Raw genomic sequence first — 18,496 nt, forward strand, 5'->3', positions numbered from 1 at the left:
AGCATAAAAGTAGTTAACATAGACCAATTTCCGCCGCTCAAAACAGCAGAAAAGGGATTTTAAAGTAAACAGGCAATGGGAAAGACATTAGTTGATAAGATATGGGATAACCACGTAGTGGTGAGCAAAGCCGGTTTTCCGGACGCGGTTTACATCAATACGCACTTTATCCACGAGGTGACCAGCCCCCAGGCGTTTGATGGCCTGCGGAAAAGGGGTATACCGGTATTCCGCACAGAAAAGACCCGCGCCACCGCGGACCATAATGTACCCACCATTGACCAGCACCTGCCTATCAAGGAGGCCCTGAGCCGCCACCAGGTGGAAATGCTCACCAAAAATACCGCGGAGTTCGGGGTAGAATTATACGGGTTGGGCCACCCATTCCAGGGTATTGTGCACGTAATAGGGCCAGAATTGGGTATTACCCTGCCGGGTATGACCATTGTGTGCGGGGATAGCCACACCTCTACCCATGGGGCCTTTGGCGCTATTGCCTTTGGTATTGGCACCTCAGAGGTAGAGCAGGTACTGGCTACCCAGTGCATTTTGCAGTACCGCCCCAAACGCATGAAGATCGAAATTAACGGCCAGCTCAAAAAAGGCGTGGTCTCTAAAGATATCATCCTATACATCATTTCCAGGATCTCCGCCTCCGGCGCTACCGGCTATTTTGTGGAATTTGCCGGCGAGGCTATCCGCAGCCTGAGCATGGAAGCCCGGATGACCGTTTGTAATATGAGCATTGAGATGGGCGCCCGTGGCGGCATTATTGCGCCGGATGAGACCACTTTTGCCTATATCAAGGGCCGCCAGTTTGCCCCCAAAGGCGCTGACTGGGATAAGGCTGTAGCGTACTGGAAAACCCTGCATTCTGACGCAGACGCTACTTTCGATAAGGTCCTCAGTTTTGATGCGGCAGACATAGAGCCCATGATCACCTACGGTACCAACCCCGGTATGGGAATGGGGGTAACACAGCACATTCCCTCCCTGGAGCAGGTAGAGGATAAGGAAAGGCCCTCTTTCAAAAAATCACTGGATTATATGGCCCTGGAGCCTGGCAGCGCTTTGCTGGGTAAAAAAGTGGATTATGTGTTCATTGGCAGCTGTACCAACTCCCGTATAGAGGACCTGCGTATGGTAGCGGATTTTGTAAAGGGTAAGCACAAGGCAGATGATGTGGTGGTATGGATAGTGCCCGGCTCCAAACAGGTAGAGGCCCAGGCTAAACAGGAGGGGATTGACAAGATTTTTGAAGCGGCCGGCTTCCAGCTGCGCGAACCGGGATGTTCTGCCTGTTTGGGTATGAACGAGGATAAGGTGCCTGCAGGTATGTATTGCATCTCTACCTCCAACCGCAACTTTGAAGGCCGTCAGGGCCCCAATGCCCGCACCTTCCTGGCCAGCCCGCTTACCGCGGCGGCAGCGGCGATCTCCGGTAAGGTGATGGATGTACGGGAACTGGTATAAAACCGGCTTTTAGCTCTCTTAGCCTTTAGCGCCATCAGGTACAAAGGACTACAACAGCTAACAGCTAATAGCTAACCGCTAAAAGCGTATTTAACATGTGGAACGCCAATCTCTATAAAAACAATTTCGCCTTCGTCTTTCAATACGGCAATAGCCTGGTTGAATGGCTGCAACCGCAGCCCGGCGAAAAGATCCTGGACCTGGGCTGCGGCACGGGAGAGCTAACCGCTACCCTGGCCAAATCCGGCGCACAGGTAACAGGCCTGGATAGCTCCGCTTCCATGATCGCCACTGCCCGCAATAATTTCCCGGGCATGGAGTTTATAGAGGCCAGCGCCGCCAGTTTTTCCCTGCCGGTACAGTACAACGCCATTTTCTCCAACGCAGCCCTGCATTGGATGCTGGATAAGGAGCAGGTGGCCGCGCGTATGTACCAGCACCTGCAACCGGGCGGCCGCCTGGTGCTGGAAATGGGGGCACAGGGCAATGTAGCCAGCCTGCTGCAGGCCCTGGAAAAAGCCATGCAACAGCATGGCTACAGCTATAAGCCGTTCTGGTATTTCCCCTCCCTGGGAGAATATACCTCCCTGTTGGAGAAATACGGCTTCCGCATACACCAGGCGCACTGCTTTGACCGGGCTACAGAACTGGCCAACCCGGACAATGGCATTATTGAATGGTTCGAGATGTTTGGGGATCATTTTTTTGAGAACATACCCCCGGAGCACCGCACATCCATCCTGCAACAGGCACAGGAAAGCCTGCGCCCCACACATTTTCGCGATGGTAAATGGTATGCAGATTATGTAAGGCTGCGTGTAGCAGCAGTTAAAAACTAAAACAGCACAGCGCCGCCGGTGGATGATACACCCGCCGGCGGCGCCACTGAGGATATATTTTATGAAAAAGAATTTTCAACACCTGGTTTCTTCCGCAGTGCCCCTGCCTATAGAAAACATAGACACCGACCAGATCATCCCGGCGCGCTTCTTAAAAGCCACCACCCGGGAAGGTTTTGGCGAAAACCTGTTCCGCGATTGGCGTTTTGACGCCAATAACCAGCCCCGCCCGGATTTCGTGCTCAATAATCCCACCTATAAAGGCGAGATCCTGGTGGCCGGTAAGAACTTTGGCTGCGGCTCCTCCCGCGAGCATGCCGCCTGGTCCCTGGGCGATTACGGGTTTAAGGTAGTAGTCAGCAGCTTTTTTGCAGACATCTTCAAAAACAATGCGCTCAACAACTTTATCCTGCCCATACAGGTAAGCGAAGCGTTCCTGCAGCAGATCTTTACTGCCATTGAAGGGGATGCGAACGCCCAGCTGGAAATAGACCTGGAAGCCCAGACCATCCGGATCGCAGCTACCGGCCAACAGGTTACATTTGACATAAACCCGTATAAAAAGGCCTGCCTTATAAATGGGTACGACGATATAGATTATCTCATCAGCCTGCGCAGCGACATAGAAAAATATGAAGCCAGCCGGGAATTTAATTTCTAATTATTCCAGGTATCCTGTCCGCCGCCCGGCGGATGGGATATTTTCGAAAAGGCCTTGACCGCCACCACAAACTGCTTAATTATAAACTGATATATGGGTGTTGTTAAAAAAATACTGGTTATACCGGGTGATGGGATAGGACAAGAGGTAACGGCCTGGGGACAGAAAGTGCTGGTTAGTATAGCACAGAACTACAAACACGAGTTTACATTTGAAGAGGGCATCATGGGCCATGTGGCCATAGAAGCCACCGGTGAGCCGCTGCCGGACGAAACGCTGGAAAAGGCCCGCAATAGCGACGCCATCCTGTTTGGCGCTATTGGTCACGCCAAATATGATAATGACCCTACCCTGAAGGTAAGGCCGGAACAAGGGCTGCTGAAGATCCGTAAGGAGCTGGGCCTGTATGCCAACCTGCGCCCCATCAAACTGTTTGACGAGCTGCTGGAAGCCTCCAGCATAAAGCCGGAGATCCTGCGGGGCTCAGACATCCTGTTCTTCCGCGAGCTGACAGGCGATGTATACTTCGGCGAAAAGAAACGCAGTGATGACCGCCAGTCCGCTTCTGACCTGATGATCTATCACCGGTACGAGGTAGAGCGTATTGCCCGTAAAGCTTACGAAGCGGCCCGCACCCGCCGTAATAAACTCTGCTCTGTAGATAAAGCCAATGTACTGGAGGCCAGCCGCCTCTGGCGCGAGGTAATGCAGGAAGTAGCCAAAGACTACCCTGATGTGGAAACAGAGCATATGTTCATTGACAATGCCGCCATGCAGCTGATCAAAGACCCTAAACGCTTTGATGTGGTAGTTACCGGTAACCTGTTTGGCGATATCCTCACAGATGAGGCTTCGCAGATAGCAGGCTCCATGGGTATGCTGGCATCCGCCTCCGTGGGCGATTCCACCGGCTTTTATGAGCCCATCCATGGCTCCGCGCATGATATTGCCGGCAAAGGCATTGCCAATCCGCTGGCGGCTATCCTGTCTGCTGCACTGATGCTGGATATCTCCTTTGGTCTTAAAACAGAGTCACAGCGTGTGATAAAAGCCGTAGAAGCAACGCTCCGCCAGGGCTTCCGTACCATGGATATAGCCAATAAGCATACAGAGAATGGCTTTATTATGGGTACAGACGCTATGGGCGCTAAAGTATTAGAGAACCTGAACTAAAAAATAAATTACGAATGATGGCTACCGTCAACATTCGTAAATAGTAACTAAAACACTGTTTACATCTAAACAAACAAACATGGACAAGAATCGTGTATATGTTTTCGATACTACCCTGCGGGATGGTGAGCAGGTGCCGGGTTGCCAGCTTACCACCGTCGAAAAGATAGAAGTGGCAAAAGAGCTGGAATTCCTGGGCGTAGACATCATTGAAGCTGGTTTCCCCATCTCCAGCCCTGGCGATTTTCAGAGTGTAGTAGAGATCTCCAAGGCAGTATCGGAACCGGTGATCTGCGCCCTTACCCGCGCTAACACCCTGGATATTGACGCTGCCGCAGATGCGCTGCGTTTCGCTAAGCGTAAACGCATCCATACCGGTATCGGCGCTTCCGATATGCACATTAAATACAAATTCAACAGCACCCGCGAAGACATATTGAAACGCGCTGTAGACGCGGTAAAATACGCCCGCAAATTTGTGGACGATGTGGAGTTTTATGCAGAAGACGCCGGCCGTGCAGATAATGAATACCTGGCCAGGATGATAGAAGCCGTCATAGCCGCCGGCGCTACCGTAGTGAACATACCGGATACCAACGGCTATTGCCTGCCGGACCAGTATGGCGCTAAGATCAAATACCTGGTGGATAACGTATCCAATATCGACAAAGCCATCATTTCCGTACACTGCCATAACGATCTGGGCCTGGCTACCGCCAATACCATGGCTGGCGTAATGAACGGCGCCCGCCAGGTAGAATGTACCATCAACGGTATTGGCGAACGCGCCGGCAACACCTCGCTGGAAGAAGTGGCCATGATACTGAAAACACACCACGCCGGCCTTGGTTTAGAAACAAATATCAATTCCAAACGCATCTACGCCATCAGCAACCTGGTATCTACTATGATGCGTATGCCGGTGCAGCCCAATAAAGCCATCGTAGGCCGTAATGCCTTTGCACACAGCTCCGGCATCCACCAGGATGGTGTACTGAAACACCGCGAGAACTACGAGATCCTGAACCCGGAAGATGTGGGCATTGCCACCAGCTCCATCATCCTTACCGCCCGCAGCGGCCGCCACGCGTTAAAGCATCACCTGGAGCGCCTGGATTATAAGCTGGATAAGATCAACCTGGACGAAGTATACCAGCGTTTCCTGATCATGGCGGACCAGAAAAAAGAGATCAGCGATGCAGACCTGCAACAGCTGATGGGCGATGGCGATGAGAAGAACTACGATGACAGGGCCATTAAAGTAACCCTGTTACAAGTAGTGTGCGGCGATCCGCTGCGTCCCATGGCTACGGTAAAGCTCAGGGTGAACGGTGATGAGAAAGAGGCCAGCGCAGCCGGTAACGGTCCGGTGAATGCCACTATCAACGCCATCCACGAGATCATCAAAGACGATATTGACCTGGATGAATTTAGTATACAGGCCATGCACGGCGGTAGCGAAGATGTGAGCAAGGTAAATATGCGGGTAAAGTACAATGGCCGTTCCTATTACGGTTTTGGGTACTCCACGGATATTGTGAGCGCCTCCGTAAATGCGTATGTAGACGCACTGAATAAGATCTACTAGGTTTTTCCGATAGTTACCACAAAGGGTGACCAGGCAGAGATGATCAACTGCCTGGTCACCCTTTGTTTTTATGCCCACTTATAGATAACCGGTATATAACCCGTATCTGACCCGTATATAACCCGTATATAAGCCGTCCCTTTATAGATACGGGTTATCTACCGGTTAAGTACCGATAAACTACCAGTAGCCTACGGGTAGCCTATATCAAACACACGTATCCTCAACAGGCTTACCTCAGCGGAGGCATGTCTGCCGGTTATAGGGCTATAGAGCTGTTATATGGGTATTACCGGCCGCCGGCCTCCCGGGTTAACGCTTCAAACTCCAGGTCCAGCAGGGGATACTGCTGCAGATCGGTGAGGTAAAAATGCCACCATTCCGTTTCCAGGGCGGAGAACCCGTATTTTTCCATAGTACGCCGCAGAAAGGCCCGGTTGGCCCGCACGGCGCTATCCGGCGGCTGGTAGCTGTAATGCGCTTTTTCCGTAAAATCGTCATAGCCGGTAGGCATAGGAAGGGGCTGGCCGGAGGACAGCTGTATCACGGTCAGGTCTACCGCTATGCCGCGGTTATGGCCACTGCCCCGGCGGGGATCGGCGGCATAACGGTCGTCTGGTACTATCTCCCACATCTTTTCCGTAATGCGGTAAGGCCGGTAACCATCAAAGATCAGGAGTCCCAGGCCGTGGGCCTGCAGTTCCGCCTGGATGGCCTTTAGCGCTTTGGCAGCCGGCAGGCGTAAAAACACCCGGGGGTGGGGGTATAGTACCTGGTGGGTGAAGTTATCCGTGGTGCCATACCGTACATCCGTACGGATGCCTGGAATGTATTGACGGAGGTCTACCAGGCGCTGGTTACTATCCGCCGCTACCAGTTGCCGGTACAGGGTCATATTGTCCACCACCGGCAGTCCGTATTTATTAAGCGGGATGGTTTGCGCAAAGGCCCTTGCATGCAGCAATAATAGGCAACATACCATTTGCCAGGCCTTTAAATGATGGCGCAGATAGGGCGTATTCCTCATAATTTACCCGCTTTTTATCCGATTATCGTAAAATAAGTCAAGAAAGTATGGATTACAGTTAAAAAACAATTGTAATCGCCCCGTTAAAATAGGTATTTTAGAACCCTTAAAAAAACTAGGGAAGATGCATCTATTTCGGTTAGACAATAAGGTGGCCGTAGTAACCGGCGCCGGCAGCGGTATCGGTCAGGCTATAGCCAAGGTTTTCGCAGCGCAGGGCGCAGCGGTGCATATCATTGAGCTGAACGAAGAGAGCGGCAAAGGCACTGTGGCGGAGATCTTTGCTGAAGGTGGCCAGGCCCAGGCGCATGGCTGTAATGTAGCCGTACAGGCAGATGTAGTAAAGACCATAGACGCCATACAGGCGGAAGCCGGCCGTATAGATATACTGGTTAATTGCGCCGGCATTGCCCATATAGGCAAGCTGGATACCACCGCAGAAGCGGATTTTGACCGCGTATTCCAGGTGAATGTAAAAGGTACCTATAACTGTATGTACGCAGCCATCAAACACATGAAACAGCAGGGTGGGGGCGTTATCCTTAACATTGCTTCCATCGCTTCTACCGTGGGCATCCCTGACAGGTTTGCCTACTCCATGAGCAAGGGCGCTGTACTCACCATGACCCTTTCCGTAGCAAAAGATTACCTGCACGATAATATCCGTTGTAACTGCGTATCGCCCGCCAGGGTGCATACCCCGTTTGTAGACGGCTTCCTGGCAAAGAACTACCCGGGCAAGGAACAGGAAATGTTCGAAAAACTGTCCAAGACCCAACCCATCGGCCGTATGGCAAAACCGGAAGAAGTAGGCTGGCTGGCGCTATACCTCTGCTCTGAGCAGGCAGGCTTTATTACCGGTTGTGATTACCCGATAGACGGGGGCTTTATAAAATTGAATAACTGATACTGCCAGCTTATATTGCAGGATATTATAAGAACTCATCATGCAACATTTCAGAAAAGCAGTATTAGCAATCACCATTGCAATGGGCCTCTGGGCATGCCAGTCTGGCCAACAGCAGGAAAAAGGGCAGGCAGCTGCCACTTTTCAGCCCGCAAAACCAGGCGGCGCTATAAATGTAGACTTCACCCATGAAGACGATACTTCACAGGTGAGGATCATTTTTATCATGGGCGATAAAACAAAGGAGAAATCATTTGACCTGCCCCTGGCAAAGGATGTGGATACGGTAGACCTGTACCGCACGGTATGGGATAAACCCAACAGCTGTTATATAGGCGTATTAAAACAAAGCCACGGCACCCGTTACTACCACGCCAGCGTAACCGCTGACGGTGAGCTGCAGATCCTGCAGAGAGGCACGCCCCCGGATACCATCTGGCATTATGCAGAGGATGTGCTGGGCTTAGGTAAGATGATCACCAAACGGCCCCTGATGGATAACTATACACGCAATATACAGTCCGGCGATATATTGGCTGACCTGATCGTACGCCTGGAACCGGCTTCCACACCGGATTCCATCCAGCTGTATACAGAGTTTGCCGGCGCCAGGAAACGACAGTCCTTTGCCGTGCCCAGCGGATATTTGCCCAAAATACAGGGAACTGATAAAACAGAGCATTGCATATTTGGCCTGCAGCATGATAAGACCTTTGACGGCGTAGTGGATATTAAAGTGGAGAATGGGCGCCTGCAGCTTACAGAGCTGGGAAGGGTGTATTAATTACAGCGAAACTTATAACTAATGAAACTGATACGATTCGGATTACCGGGTGAAGAGAAACCGGGTATTGTTACCGCAGATGGCCGCTTTGATGTAAGCGCTTTCGGAGAAGATTTTGGCGAGAAATTCTTTGCTACCAATGGCCCGGAACGCCTGGAAAAATGGTGGGCCGCCAATAGTAGCAGCGCACCCCGCGTAGCGGACGATGTGCGCCTGGGTCCCCCGTTGGAAAGGCCCTCCAAAATCATCTGTATTGGCCTTAACTATGCAGACCACGCCAAGGAAAGCAATATGCAGATCCCTACGGAACCGATCGTGTTCTTCAAAAGCACCTCTTCGCTGGTAGGCCCTAATGACGACCTGGTAATTCCGAAGAACAGTAAGAAAACAGACTGGGAAGTGGAACTGGCCGTAGTAATAGGCAAAAAAGCCAGTTATGTGGAAGAGAAAGACGCCCTGGATTATGTAGCCGGCTACGCCCTGCATAACGACTACAGCGAGCGCGAATTCCAGCTGGAGCGTAATGGTCAGTGGGTAAAAGGTAAGAGCGCGGATACATTTGCGCCCCTGGGCCCCTGGATAGCCACCAAAGATGAAATAAAGGATGTGAACAACCTGCGTATCTGGTTAAGCCTGAATGGCAAGACCGTACAGGATGGCACCACGGCCAACCTCATATTCAACATACCTTTCCTGGTATCTTACCTGAGCCAGTTCATGACCCTGCTGCCGGGTGATGTGATCTCTACCGGTACGCCCGCTGGCGTAGGCCTGGGTATGAATCCGCAGGTATACATTAAGGAAGGCGATGTAATGGAACTGGGTATTGATGGACTGGGCACCTCCAAACAGGTAGCCAAAGCCTGGAAACCGTAAAACAATAACAGTTATGAAAAGATATTGCCTGGCGCTGGACCTGAAGGATGATGCGCAGCTGATAGCAGAATACGAAAAATATCACCAGGCAGTATGGCCGGAGATAAAGGATAGCATCACCGGCAGCGGTATTGAGCATATGGAGATCTACCGGATCATGAACCGTTTGTTTATGATCATGGAAGTGAATGATACCTTCTCCTTTGAGCAGAAAGGCGCCGCAGACGCCGCCAATCCCAAGGTGCAGGAATGGGAGCAGCTAATGTGGAAATACCAGCAGGCGCTGCCCATTGCCAAACCTGGCGAAAAGTGGATGCTGATGGAGAAGATCTTCTCCCTCTAGTTTTTAATCACCGTTATGAAACCTGGTATGGTCATAGATTCCCATCAACATTTCTGGAAATACCACCCGGTAAGGGACGCCTGGATCACGGACGATATGAGCGTGATCCAGGCGGACTTTCTGCCGCATCACCTGCTGGATATATTGCAGCAGAACGGCGTAGATGGCTGTGTAGCCGTACAGGCAGACCAGTCTGAAACAGAAACGCAGTTCCTGCTGGAGCTGGCGGACGAACATGCCTTTGTAAAAGGCGTAGTAGGCTGGATAGACCTGCGGGCCCCCAACTTAACAGAACGGCTGGCCTATTATGCGCAGTTCAAAAAGCTGAAAGGTTTCCGCCATATCGTACAGGGAGAGCCGGATACGGCATTCCTGCTGCGCGACGATTTTTGCCAGGGTATACAGGCGCTGGCGCCTTTTGATCTTACCTACGATATACTGGTATATCCCATTCAGCTGGCGGCAGTGGAGCAGTTTGTACAACGTTTTCCCGCACAACGCCTGGTGATAGATCATATGGCCAAGCCCTATTGTAAGACCGGAGAAATTGAAAGCTGGGAAAAAAGCATGCGCGCCATTGCGGCCGCGCCAAATGTATACTGCAAAATAAGCGGGCTGGTAACAGAGGCCGATTGGCAGCGCTGGAAACCCGCGGACTTTGCGCCTTACCTGGATGTAGTACTGGAAGCATTTGGCCCCCAAAGGCTCATGTATGGGTCTGACTGGCCCGTATGCCTCCTGGCTGGCGAATATGCGCAGGTAAAAGGCCTTGTTACAGATTACATCAGCCGCCTGAGCGCTGCAGAGCAGGCCGCTGTAATGGGCGGTAATGCGGCAGCGTTTTATAAGTTATAACTATTCAAAAAACACAAACTATGGATCTGGGATTAAAAGATAAAGTGATCATCGTAACAGGCGGCGCCAAAGGTATTGGAGAAGCGATCTCTAAACTGGTAGCAGCAGAAGGCGCTATTGCCGTTGTAGTAGGCAGGGGCGCTGCAGATAATGATAAAGCAGTAGCAGCTATAAAAAGTGCTGGCGGTAAGGCTTTTGCCATACAGGCAGAACTGGGCGAAGTTGCAGATTGCCGCAGGGTGATAGATACCACCGTAAAGGAGTTTGGCACTATCCACGCGCTCATCAACAATGCCGGCGTAAATGACGGTGTGGGCCTGGAAAAAGGCGATCCGGAAAGGTTTATGGCATCCCTGCAAAAGAACCTTTCCCACTATTATAACCTGGCGCATTATGCACTGCCTTATCTGAAAGCTAATAAAGGCAGCATTGTTAATATCGGTTCTAAAGTAGCCACCACCGGCCAGGGTAATACCTCTGGTTATGCTGCTTCCAAAGGCGCTATCAATGCGCTTACACGCGAGTGGGCGGTAGAGCTGGTGCCTTACTCCGTGCGGGTAAACACCGTAATACCGGCAGAAGTATGGACGCCGCTCTATGAGACCTGGATCAACTCTTTACCCAATCCTAAAGAGAAACTGGCTTCCATCGTTTCCAAAATACCGCTGGAGCAACGTATGACCACTTCCGAAGAGATCGCGGCTATGACCGTATTCCTGCTCGCGCCGCAATCTGCGCATACTACCGGCCAGATCATCTATGTCGATGGCGGTTATACGCACCTGGACAGATCAATTAGCTAGCAGTTAGCCTTTAGCGGTTAGCTGTTAGCTGCAGCCTGTTGCTAATAGCTAAAAGCTGTTTTTAATTACGAACTACATAAACCTTACCTTATGGCTGGAGCCACTGTTTCCACGAGCAAAGTAACCGCGGTTACCGACAGCAAGAAAAGCTACCTGTTCCCTTTTATCCTGGTCACCAGCCTGTTTTTTCTGTGGGGCCTGGCCTATGGCCTGCTGGATGTGCTAAACAAACACTTCCAGGAAGTGCTGGATATTACTGTGAAACGGTCTACGCTGTTACAGTTCGCCTATTTTGGCGCGTATTTCCTGATGGCATTACCCGCGGGATCGTTTATGAATAAGTATGGATACAAACGTGGTATCATCCTGGGGTTGCTGTTGTACGCCGCCGGTGCGTTCCTGTTTTATCCATCCGCGCATTACACTAATTTCAATGCATTCCTGGTATCCCTGTTCATACTGGCCTGCGGCCTTACTTTCCTGGAAACAGCCGCCAATCCCTATGTAACGGTATTGGGTAGCCCGGAAACATCAGAGTTCCGGTTAAACCTTTCCCAGTGTTTTAACGGGCTGGGCTCTTTCTTTGGGCCTATCATCGGCGGAAAGCTGTTCTTTGGCTTAAGCGAGGGCGGCCAGGACCTTTCTTCTGTACAGTACACCTACATTGCCATGGGCGTAGTGGTACTGCTGATAGCCGGCTTCTTTTACCGTACCAAACTGCCGGAGATAAAAGAGGAAGCAGTGGCAACAGAAGAGGCTGCGGTAGCCGCCGCCACGCCGTTGTTCAGTCGCAGGCATTTTGTATGGGGCGTTGTGGCGCAGTTTTTTTATGTAGCGGCACAGGTAGGGGTAGGCGCATTGTTTATTAACTATGTAACGGAGTATTGGCAAGGCACTACTAACGAAAGGGCCTCCAGCCTGCTCGCCATCAGCCTGGGCCTGTTTACCGCCGGCCGCTTTGTAGGCACCGCTGTTATGAAGAAAGTAGCGCCTAATAAACTGTTGGCCTTATACGCAGTGGCTAATATAGTGCTCTGTGCCGTTGTAATGATGGGCAAAGGCGCTATGTCCGTATATGCATTAATGGCCATCTTCTTCTTCATGTCTATTATGTTCCCTACCATCTTTGCATTGGGCGTAAAGGACCTGGGAAGTTATACCAAACAAGGTGGCGCATTCATCATCATGTCTATCGTAGGCGGCGCTTTAATGCCGTATGTGATGGGTATTGTAGTGGAAAATCAGTCTACCGCTATGGCTTACAGCGTACCGCTGCTATGTTTTGCAGTAGTGTTCTACTACGGTTGGAAGGGGTATAAGGTACAATAGGCTATAACGCAGTATTTTTCAGCATTCCGCAAAATCATCGTAATTTACTCTAGTAAAAGTAATCGATGATCTTGCGGAATTTTTTGTTAGCTATACCGGCCGCTTACCTTTGCCTGCTACTATTTACCGGCGGAACTACCCACACCGGGCCACGCCGCCCGCCCACCCGTACTGCTTCACTGCAGTTACACTTCACCCATGTGGTGAACGGAAGGCCAATGGCGCTGGGTACTACGGCTTATATGAATGCGGCGGGCGAGTCGTTTACCATCACCATGTTCAAATACTACATCAGCAATTTTACGCTCACCACTACCACGGGACAGGAAATTACCCTGCCGGCGGCTTATTTCCTGGTAAATGAAAGCAGCGACAGTACCAAAAGGATCACGCTGCCACAGGCGCCGGAAGGCACTTACCAGCGTATCTCTTTCATGATAGGGGTGGATAGTATACACAACATGAGCGGCGCACAGACCGGCGCCCTGGACCCGGTAAACGGTATGTTCTGGACCTGGAACAGCGGCTACATCATGGCTAAGCTGGAAGGTAATTCGCCGGTATCCAAACAACCGCTTAACCTGGTAGAATTCCATATTGGCGGTTTTAAAGGCGCCAGCAACGTATTGCGCCGTGTGCAGCTAAATTTCCCGCAACCGGTAAAACTATCGGCCGCCACGCCGGCAACGGTACAGCTAACGGCCGATGCGTATACCTGGTTCCACCTGCCTAATGCCATCAGCTTTAAAAAAGTTGCTTCCTGTACCACGCCGGGGACACAGGCTGCCGCCGTGGCGGATAATTACAGGAATATGTTCAGCATCTCGAACTAGCGGTAAATTTTTAGCCTTTGGCTGTTAGCAATGCCGGGGCCAGGAGTTACCTGCTAAGATCCAAACACTATTTGTGCAATATGTTGCCAGTTTTGCCACAGCCAATGGCTAAAAGCTAACTGCTAACAGCTAAAAGCTATTTTTTGCGGGTTTTAAGCATTATAACATTATTCGCTTTAGGGCTGCTGTTTGCCGTATTAGAGGCCAGCGGTACCCGGGAGCATATCACCCTTTCCCCCGGGGGACCAGAGCCCTATGTGCTAAAATTGCCGCCCGGTTTACCATCCCCGGTTTATGATTTCTCAAAGAACCCGCTCACCAAACAAGGCGTTGCCTTAGGCCGCCACCTGTTCTACGACCCTAAGCTTTCCCGCGACAGTACCATTTCCTGCGGTTTCTGCCACCAGCAATTTGCCGCTTTTGGGCATTATGACCATGCCCTGGCCCATGGGGTGGAGGGCCGCATAGGCGTACGCTCTGTACCCACGCTTTTTAACCTTATATGGCAAAAGGAATTTATGTGGGATGGCGGCGTAAATAACCTGGAGATACAACCGCTTACCCCCCTTACAGATCCCAATGAGATGGGGGAGGACCTGGGCAAGCTGGTAAAACGCCTGCAAAAAGATCCTGGCTACCGCAAAATGTTCAAGGAGGCCTATGGTACGGAAGAGATCACCAGCCAGCGCCTGTTCCGGGCGCTCACCCAGTTCATTGCCACCATGGTGTCCTTTGAATCCAAATATGATAGCGTAATGCGTAAAGCGCCCGGCGTGGCTTTTACGCCAGAAGAACAGGAGGGATATGTGATCTTTCAGCAAAAATGCGCCGCCTGCCATCGGGAGCCGTTTTTTACAGATAACTCCTACCGCAATAACGGGCTGCCTTACCTGCCGGCCCTGAATGATGTAGGCCGCATGCGCATTACCAGCAACACCGGCGATTATTTGAAATTTAAGGTGCCCTCCTTGCGTAATGTGTTAAAAAGCTCCCCGTATATGCACGATGGCCGTTTCTTCGATATTTACCAGGTTTTTAACCACTACAATAAGGGGGTGGAGCAAAGCAATACCATCGATCCCCTGGTAAAGAACGGTATCCCCCTTACAGACAAAGACCAGCGGGAGCTGTACATGTTCCTTAACACCCTTACCGACCCCGGCTTTATTGCCAATTCGTCACTCAGCGAGATACTCATACGATAATAGGGATATTTAACTTCCTTGAAACCAATACAGTTTAAATAGTATTAATAAATACCTATTTTAAGTAGTGTTATAGCATGGTTTTTGGAACCTGTAGGGCATGAAGAGGCAAATTGTAAAGTGGACCAGGTATGTGATAGTATGCCTTTGCGCGGTTTTATTACTGTCGCTGCCATTGTGGCTGGGTAGGGAAGAGGCCGTACAAAAAGAATCTTATAAGGGTACTGCCAGCTATTATGCCAACAAGTTCAATGGCCGCAGAACCGCAAACGGAGAGATCTTCAGCAACCAGGAAATGACGGCTGCCCATAACTCCCTGCCCCTGGGCACTTATGTTAAGGTCACTAACCTGCGTAATGGGCGTTCCGTGATAGTACGTATCACAGACCGCCTGCATCCTGATAACCGGCGCATTATAGATCTTACGCAGTTGGCAGCACGCCAGCTGGGCTTTCTTTCACATGGTTTGACCAAGGTGAGTATAGAGATAGTATAATTTTAGGCATATAAGTAAAAGCCGCATGCATCATTATGATACATGCGGCTTTGCTGTTTAAAATTTAATGGTGGTTATTTCTTTTGCCGTGTCCAGCAGCTGGCAATATGATCATTTACCATACCGGTGGCCTGCATATAGGCATAACAGATCGTGGAGCCTACAAACTTAAATCCCCTTTTCAGCAGGTCTTTGCTCATAGCGTCTGATAGGGGCGTTTTGGCGGGCACATCTCCCAGGGACCGTACATGATTATCTATCGGCTTATGCTGTACAAACTGCCAGATGTATTTGTCAAAGCTGCCAAACTCCTGCTGCACCTGCAAAAAAGCTTTAGCGTTGCTGATAACGGCGGCCACCTTTAGCCGGTTGCGGATAATACCGGGGTCCTGCAGCAGCTTTTCTACTTTTTTGTCTGTATAGCGCGCTATTTTCTTTGCATCCCAGTTATCAAAGGCGCGGCGGTAGTTCTCCCGCTTGGTGAGCACGGTATACCAGCTTAACCCTGCCTGTGCGCCTTCCAGGTTCAGCATCTCAAACAGCCGGGTATCGTCATGCAGGGGCCTGCCCCATTCATTATCGTGATAGTCTTTATAGAGCTGGTCTTTCAGCGACCAGCTGCAGCGGATCTTGTTATCGTCCATACAGGCAGCTTATAAGAAAGGTTAGATATCGGTGTAGCAGGTAGCTTATCAGCATAGCTGGATATCGGTGTAACGGGTAGTTTATCAGCATAACTAGATCTCTGCCTGCACCACTTTGCTCAACTGCTCAAAAGTAGCTTCGTTGCGCTTGTAATAGGTCCATTGGCCTATCCGCTTGGAGGTTACCAGGCCGGCCTTCTGCAGTACTGCCAGGTTTTCTGAGATAGTGGATTGCGTAAGCCCGGACTTCTTCTGGATCTGTCCCACACAAACCCCGGTACTTAAGGGCTCCTGCTGGTCATGGAAAAACTCCTCAGGCGTTTTTAACCAGTTCAGTATCTGTAGCCTTGTTTCGTTAGAAAGGGCTTTAAAGATTGCTAAATGTTCCATCCTGTAAAGGTACATCGAATTTTCCCGATATCCCAATTAGGCGGGTTCACAGCGCCCAATCTTTCTGCAGGTTCTTCACCTGTTTCTTATACTGCTTCAGTTCAGCAACTGTTTGCTGTATAAACCCATTATCCTCCAGCTTGCCTATAACGGCTTCCATCTCCTCCTTGCTTTCATAAGCCATATTGCGGTAAGGGTTTTGGTAATCCTTTTCGCGTGACTGATGGATACAGGCGGTGATCCAGCCCATAGTGCTGACGGATTGCTGCAGGTTTTGTGCAAAACGTTCCGCGGTAAAGTCCTTAGGGCTTAATCCCTGTACATACAACATACTGGCAACGGCATGCTGCAGTTTATCTTCCGCATACTGTTTGCCTATCTCCTGGTAGGCCTCATGCACCTGCGCCCAGCTGTTGATCTTACCCTTCCGGATCCTGGCCTTCAGGTCTTCCAAGGTGTCTGCTTTCATCAGCTGTCCGCCTACATTTGTCCAGGCGCTGCGTTTAGCGCTTTTGCCGATGGTTTGCAGCGCGGCAAAAGAGTGGATGGTACTATCTGTATGCGCCAGTATGTTCCGGATGCCATACAGCACAATCAGCTCCCTGAACAGGGAATAGGCTTTATGCACTTTCAGCAGCTGTACCCGGCGGTGGCTGTTCTCCATATTTTCTGCCAGTATGGTCAGGCGGGCTACTTCGTCCGGGTGTACCAGTAACAGTTCCCGGCCCTTTTGCAGTAAGGCCTGCTCGCTTAGCTTTTCTATAGTATTGCCCCTGGCGGCATACCAGGCCTTAGCCGTAGCCAGTTCCATTATTGGCAGGGAAGTGATCATTTCTTCCACGCTATCCGGCGCCAGGTAATCGTATTCGATCTCCTGGGTCTTATCCGTACGTTTATCGCGATCTACATATTTCCAGGAGTTACGGGCCAGCGCATACATGTTATGCATAAACCAGTAGCCGGGCATGATCTTAAGCGTATTATCATGCTCACTGTTCAGGATCAGGCTAAAGGGAACGGGGATATGCAGTTCCTGCATATAGGTGCCTTTGGAGATAAGCGTAAAGCTGGCAAACTTGGAATTATGCTTCAGGCTTACGCACAGGCCCGGCCAGAAACCGCGCCCGGCTATTATCTCCCCGTCCGCCCCGCGGGAATTGTGGTTAGAGCCGATGGTGGCACCCGCGGCCATATTGCTCTGCCCCATGATCAGTGCGGCACAGAGAAAGGAGTTGTTATGGTGCTGCTCATGCGCCGGGAAGATGAGCGAGTTCAACACCTCGCAACAGGAGATGGTAGCGTTATTACCCAGGTAGGAGTTAATAAGGCGCGCCCCATATTTTAACTGCGAGTGGGAGGCCATTACAAAGCGTACTGCCTTTACGCCGTAAAACACGCGGCAGCCATAGCCTATAATACCATTCACCAGCTCGCAGCCTTCGCCTATCTGTGAGGCTGCGCCAGCCATACTGTTAATGGTAAGGTTCTTTAGTTTATTAGCGCCTTTAAGGTAGGCGTCAGTGCCAATGGTTACATCCTTGATGATCTTACAGTTCTTTACCACGCTGCGGTCGCCTACCTTGCCGTAGTAACCGCGTTTTTTATCAAACTGTTTTTCTGTAAATGCTTTGAATTGCTGCTGCAGGGCATCATCGTCCCGGTTACGGGTCCAGAGGTAGGCGTCGCCGGGCAGCATACCGTCAAAAGGCATTACGCTGCGGCCGCCGTTCTCGTTACATAGCTCCAGCCAGATACGTATGTTTTCCTGCTCACCGTCCTTGATAATGCCATTACCAAACTTAGAATGGTCAGTAGTGGCCATTTCGTTCACATTGGCAATGATCACTTCATTGCCGATGATATAGTGGGAAAGGAAGTTCACATTATGTACCACTACGTTATCCCCGAAATCACAGGCGCAGATGGTGCTGTTATACAATCCTACCGGCAGGCGCAGGTTATGGAATTCCAGGAAATAAGGCTCCAGCTTGCCAATACGCACCATACCAAAAAAATGGCAGTGCTGCACCAGCTGTGGGTTAAACTCGTTGGATACAAAGATATTATTCCAGTCGTCGGAGGTATTGTCATTCCTTACCAGGATCTCAATCTCCTGTGCATTCAACTTGCGGTAGATATTGTGCTTGCCCCATTGCTGATCCCGGAGGTAATACTCATCTTTTCCTTTGGGTAACCAGGTAGTATCAATAAAGTGATAACCCAGCTCAGTTAAAGGTTTTTTCTGTATCAGGTTCATGGTGTTCTTTTTT

19 protein-coding genes are annotated in these 18,496 nt (G+C 50.6%); 15 read left to right on the plus strand and 4 right to left on the minus strand.

The annotated features are described in order from the left end of the window. Positions 1-75: 75 nt before the first annotated feature. From leuC to F0L74_RS18920, 5 genes are all read left to right on the plus strand, one after another. Entirely contained in the window at positions 76-1,473 is a 1,398-nt protein-coding gene (gene leuC, locus F0L74_RS18900) for a 3-isopropylmalate dehydratase large subunit (RefSeq protein WP_149839435.1), read from the plus strand. A 95-nt stretch (positions 1,474-1,568) separates the two neighbouring features. Then, positions 1,569-2,312 carry a class I SAM-dependent methyltransferase gene (locus F0L74_RS18905; RefSeq protein WP_149839436.1) on the plus strand — a complete coding sequence of 248 codons (744 nt, stop codon included), beginning with the start codon at positions 1,569-1,571 and terminating at the stop codon, positions 2,310-2,312. Positions 2,313-2,373: 61 nt separating this feature from the next. Further along, positions 2,374-2,973: a 3-isopropylmalate dehydratase small subunit gene (gene leuD / locus F0L74_RS18910; RefSeq protein WP_149839437.1), complete on the plus strand. Its 600-nt coding sequence runs from the start codon at positions 2,374-2,376 to the stop codon at positions 2,971-2,973. Between the two features lie 93 nt (positions 2,974-3,066). After that, entirely contained in the window at positions 3,067-4,146 is a 1,080-nt protein-coding gene (gene leuB, locus F0L74_RS18915) for a 3-isopropylmalate dehydrogenase (protein ID WP_149839438.1), read from the plus strand. 79 nt (positions 4,147-4,225) lie between these two features. After that, the gene (locus F0L74_RS18920; RefSeq protein WP_149839439.1) at positions 4,226-5,734 is read left to right on the plus strand and encodes a 2-isopropylmalate synthase; all 1,509 of its coding nucleotides are present in this window, start codon (positions 4,226-4,228) and stop codon (positions 5,732-5,734) included. Between the two features lie 289 nt (positions 5,735-6,023). Here F0L74_RS18920 and F0L74_RS18925 read toward each other — a convergent pair whose 3' ends face one another. After that, positions 6,024-6,761, minus strand: coding sequence for a M15 family metallopeptidase (locus tag F0L74_RS18925; protein WP_149839440.1), 738 nt, complete (start codon positions 6,759-6,761; stop codon positions 6,024-6,026). Positions 6,762-6,885: 124 nt separating this feature from the next. Between F0L74_RS18925 and F0L74_RS18930 the strand changes: the two genes are divergently transcribed. From F0L74_RS18930 to F0L74_RS18975, 10 genes are all read left to right on the plus strand, one after another. Continuing rightward, the gene (locus F0L74_RS18930; protein WP_149839441.1) at positions 6,886-7,668 is read left to right on the plus strand and encodes an SDR family NAD(P)-dependent oxidoreductase; all 783 of its coding nucleotides are present in this window, start codon (positions 6,886-6,888) and stop codon (positions 7,666-7,668) included. Between the two features lie 40 nt (positions 7,669-7,708). Beyond that, positions 7,709-8,452: a hypothetical protein gene (locus tag F0L74_RS18935; protein ID WP_149839442.1), complete on the plus strand. Its 744-nt coding sequence runs from the start codon at positions 7,709-7,711 to the stop codon at positions 8,450-8,452. 21 nt (positions 8,453-8,473) lie between these two features. Beyond that, positions 8,474-9,328 carry a fumarylacetoacetate hydrolase family protein gene (locus F0L74_RS18940; protein ID WP_149839443.1) on the plus strand — a complete coding sequence of 285 codons (855 nt, stop codon included), beginning with the start codon at positions 8,474-8,476 and terminating at the stop codon, positions 9,326-9,328. Between the two features lie 13 nt (positions 9,329-9,341). Continuing rightward, entirely contained in the window at positions 9,342-9,671 is a 330-nt protein-coding gene (locus F0L74_RS18945) for an L-rhamnose mutarotase (RefSeq protein ID WP_149839444.1), read from the plus strand. 15 nt (positions 9,672-9,686) lie between these two features. Beyond that, complete coding sequence (locus F0L74_RS18950) at positions 9,687-10,526, plus strand: amidohydrolase family protein (RefSeq protein WP_246197766.1); 840 nt, start codon at positions 9,687-9,689, stop codon at positions 10,524-10,526. Positions 10,527-10,546: 20 nt separating this feature from the next. Beyond that, positions 10,547-11,329: an L-fucose dehydrogenase gene (locus tag F0L74_RS18955; protein WP_149839445.1), complete on the plus strand. Its 783-nt coding sequence runs from the start codon at positions 10,547-10,549 to the stop codon at positions 11,327-11,329. Positions 11,330-11,419: 90 nt separating this feature from the next. Next, complete coding sequence (locus tag F0L74_RS18960) at positions 11,420-12,658, plus strand: sugar MFS transporter (protein ID WP_149839446.1); 1,239 nt, start codon at positions 11,420-11,422, stop codon at positions 12,656-12,658. A gap of 65 nt (positions 12,659-12,723) precedes the next feature. After that, on the plus strand, positions 12,724-13,491 hold the full coding sequence (locus F0L74_RS18965; protein ID WP_149839447.1) for an MbnP family protein: 768 nt from the start codon (positions 12,724-12,726) through the stop codon (positions 13,489-13,491). Positions 13,492-13,634: 143 nt separating this feature from the next. Next, positions 13,635-14,696, plus strand: a complete 1,062-nt coding sequence (locus tag F0L74_RS18970; RefSeq protein ID WP_246197767.1) for a cytochrome-c peroxidase — start codon at positions 13,635-13,637, stop codon at positions 14,694-14,696. Positions 14,697-14,796: 100 nt separating this feature from the next. Next, on the plus strand, positions 14,797-15,192 hold the full coding sequence (locus F0L74_RS18975; RefSeq protein ID WP_149839448.1) for a septal ring lytic transglycosylase RlpA family protein: 396 nt from the start codon (positions 14,797-14,799) through the stop codon (positions 15,190-15,192). 74 nt (positions 15,193-15,266) lie between these two features. Here F0L74_RS18975 and F0L74_RS18980 read toward each other — a convergent pair whose 3' ends face one another. The 3 genes from F0L74_RS18980 to F0L74_RS18990 form a co-directional block, all read right to left on the minus strand. Further along, positions 15,267-15,836, minus strand: a complete 570-nt coding sequence (locus F0L74_RS18980; RefSeq protein WP_149839449.1) for a DNA-3-methyladenine glycosylase I — start codon at positions 15,834-15,836, stop codon at positions 15,267-15,269. Between the two features lie 93 nt (positions 15,837-15,929). Beyond that, complete coding sequence (locus F0L74_RS18985) at positions 15,930-16,226, minus strand: ArsR/SmtB family transcription factor (protein WP_149839450.1); 297 nt, start codon at positions 16,224-16,226, stop codon at positions 15,930-15,932. A gap of 46 nt (positions 16,227-16,272) precedes the next feature. After that, complete coding sequence (locus F0L74_RS18990) at positions 16,273-18,483, minus strand: DUF4954 family protein (protein WP_149839451.1); 2,211 nt, start codon at positions 18,481-18,483, stop codon at positions 16,273-16,275. Between the last annotated feature and the right edge of the window lie 13 nt (positions 18,484-18,496).

It is taken from the genome of Chitinophaga agrisoli, assembly GCF_008386695.1.
Lineage (GTDB): Bacteria > Bacteroidota > Bacteroidia > Chitinophagales > Chitinophagaceae > Chitinophaga > Chitinophaga agrisoli.

What these genes read in the sequence shown, in the direction of transcription:
- leuC (WP_149839435.1), top strand. Translation starts at nt 76, where the DNA reads ATGGGAAAGACATTAGTTGATAAGATATGGGATAACCACGTAGTGGTG.
- F0L74_RS18905 (WP_149839436.1), top strand. Translation starts at nt 1,569, where the DNA reads ATGTGGAACGCCAATCTCTATAAAAACAATTTCGCCTTCGTCTTTCAA.
- leuD (WP_149839437.1), top strand. Translation starts at nt 2,374, where the DNA reads ATGAAAAAGAATTTTCAACACCTGGTTTCTTCCGCAGTGCCCCTGCCT.
- leuB (WP_149839438.1), top strand. Translation starts at nt 3,067, where the DNA reads ATGGGTGTTGTTAAAAAAATACTGGTTATACCGGGTGATGGGATAGGA.
- F0L74_RS18920 (WP_149839439.1), top strand. Translation starts at nt 4,226, where the DNA reads ATGGACAAGAATCGTGTATATGTTTTCGATACTACCCTGCGGGATGGT.
- F0L74_RS18925 (WP_149839440.1), bottom strand. Translation starts at nt 6,761, where the DNA reads ATGAGGAATACGCCCTATCTGCGCCATCATTTAAAGGCCTGGCAAATG.
- F0L74_RS18930 (WP_149839441.1), top strand. Translation starts at nt 6,886, where the DNA reads ATGCATCTATTTCGGTTAGACAATAAGGTGGCCGTAGTAACCGGCGCC.
- F0L74_RS18935 (WP_149839442.1), top strand. Translation starts at nt 7,709, where the DNA reads ATGCAACATTTCAGAAAAGCAGTATTAGCAATCACCATTGCAATGGGC.
- F0L74_RS18940 (WP_149839443.1), top strand. Translation starts at nt 8,474, where the DNA reads ATGAAACTGATACGATTCGGATTACCGGGTGAAGAGAAACCGGGTATT.
- F0L74_RS18945 (WP_149839444.1), top strand. Translation starts at nt 9,342, where the DNA reads ATGAAAAGATATTGCCTGGCGCTGGACCTGAAGGATGATGCGCAGCTG.
- F0L74_RS18950 (WP_246197766.1), top strand. Translation starts at nt 9,687, where the DNA reads ATGAAACCTGGTATGGTCATAGATTCCCATCAACATTTCTGGAAATAC.
- F0L74_RS18955 (WP_149839445.1), top strand. Translation starts at nt 10,547, where the DNA reads ATGGATCTGGGATTAAAAGATAAAGTGATCATCGTAACAGGCGGCGCC.
- F0L74_RS18960 (WP_149839446.1), top strand. Translation starts at nt 11,420, where the DNA reads ATGGCTGGAGCCACTGTTTCCACGAGCAAAGTAACCGCGGTTACCGAC.
- F0L74_RS18965 (WP_149839447.1), top strand. Translation starts at nt 12,724, where the DNA reads ATGATCTTGCGGAATTTTTTGTTAGCTATACCGGCCGCTTACCTTTGC.
- F0L74_RS18975 (WP_149839448.1), top strand. Translation starts at nt 14,797, where the DNA reads ATGAAGAGGCAAATTGTAAAGTGGACCAGGTATGTGATAGTATGCCTT.
- F0L74_RS18980 (WP_149839449.1), bottom strand. Translation starts at nt 15,836, where the DNA reads ATGGACGATAACAAGATCCGCTGCAGCTGGTCGCTGAAAGACCAGCTC.
- F0L74_RS18985 (WP_149839450.1), bottom strand. Translation starts at nt 16,226, where the DNA reads ATGGAACATTTAGCAATCTTTAAAGCCCTTTCTAACGAAACAAGGCTA.
- F0L74_RS18990 (WP_149839451.1), bottom strand. Translation starts at nt 18,483, where the DNA reads ATGAACCTGATACAGAAAAAACCTTTAACTGAGCTGGGTTATCACTTT.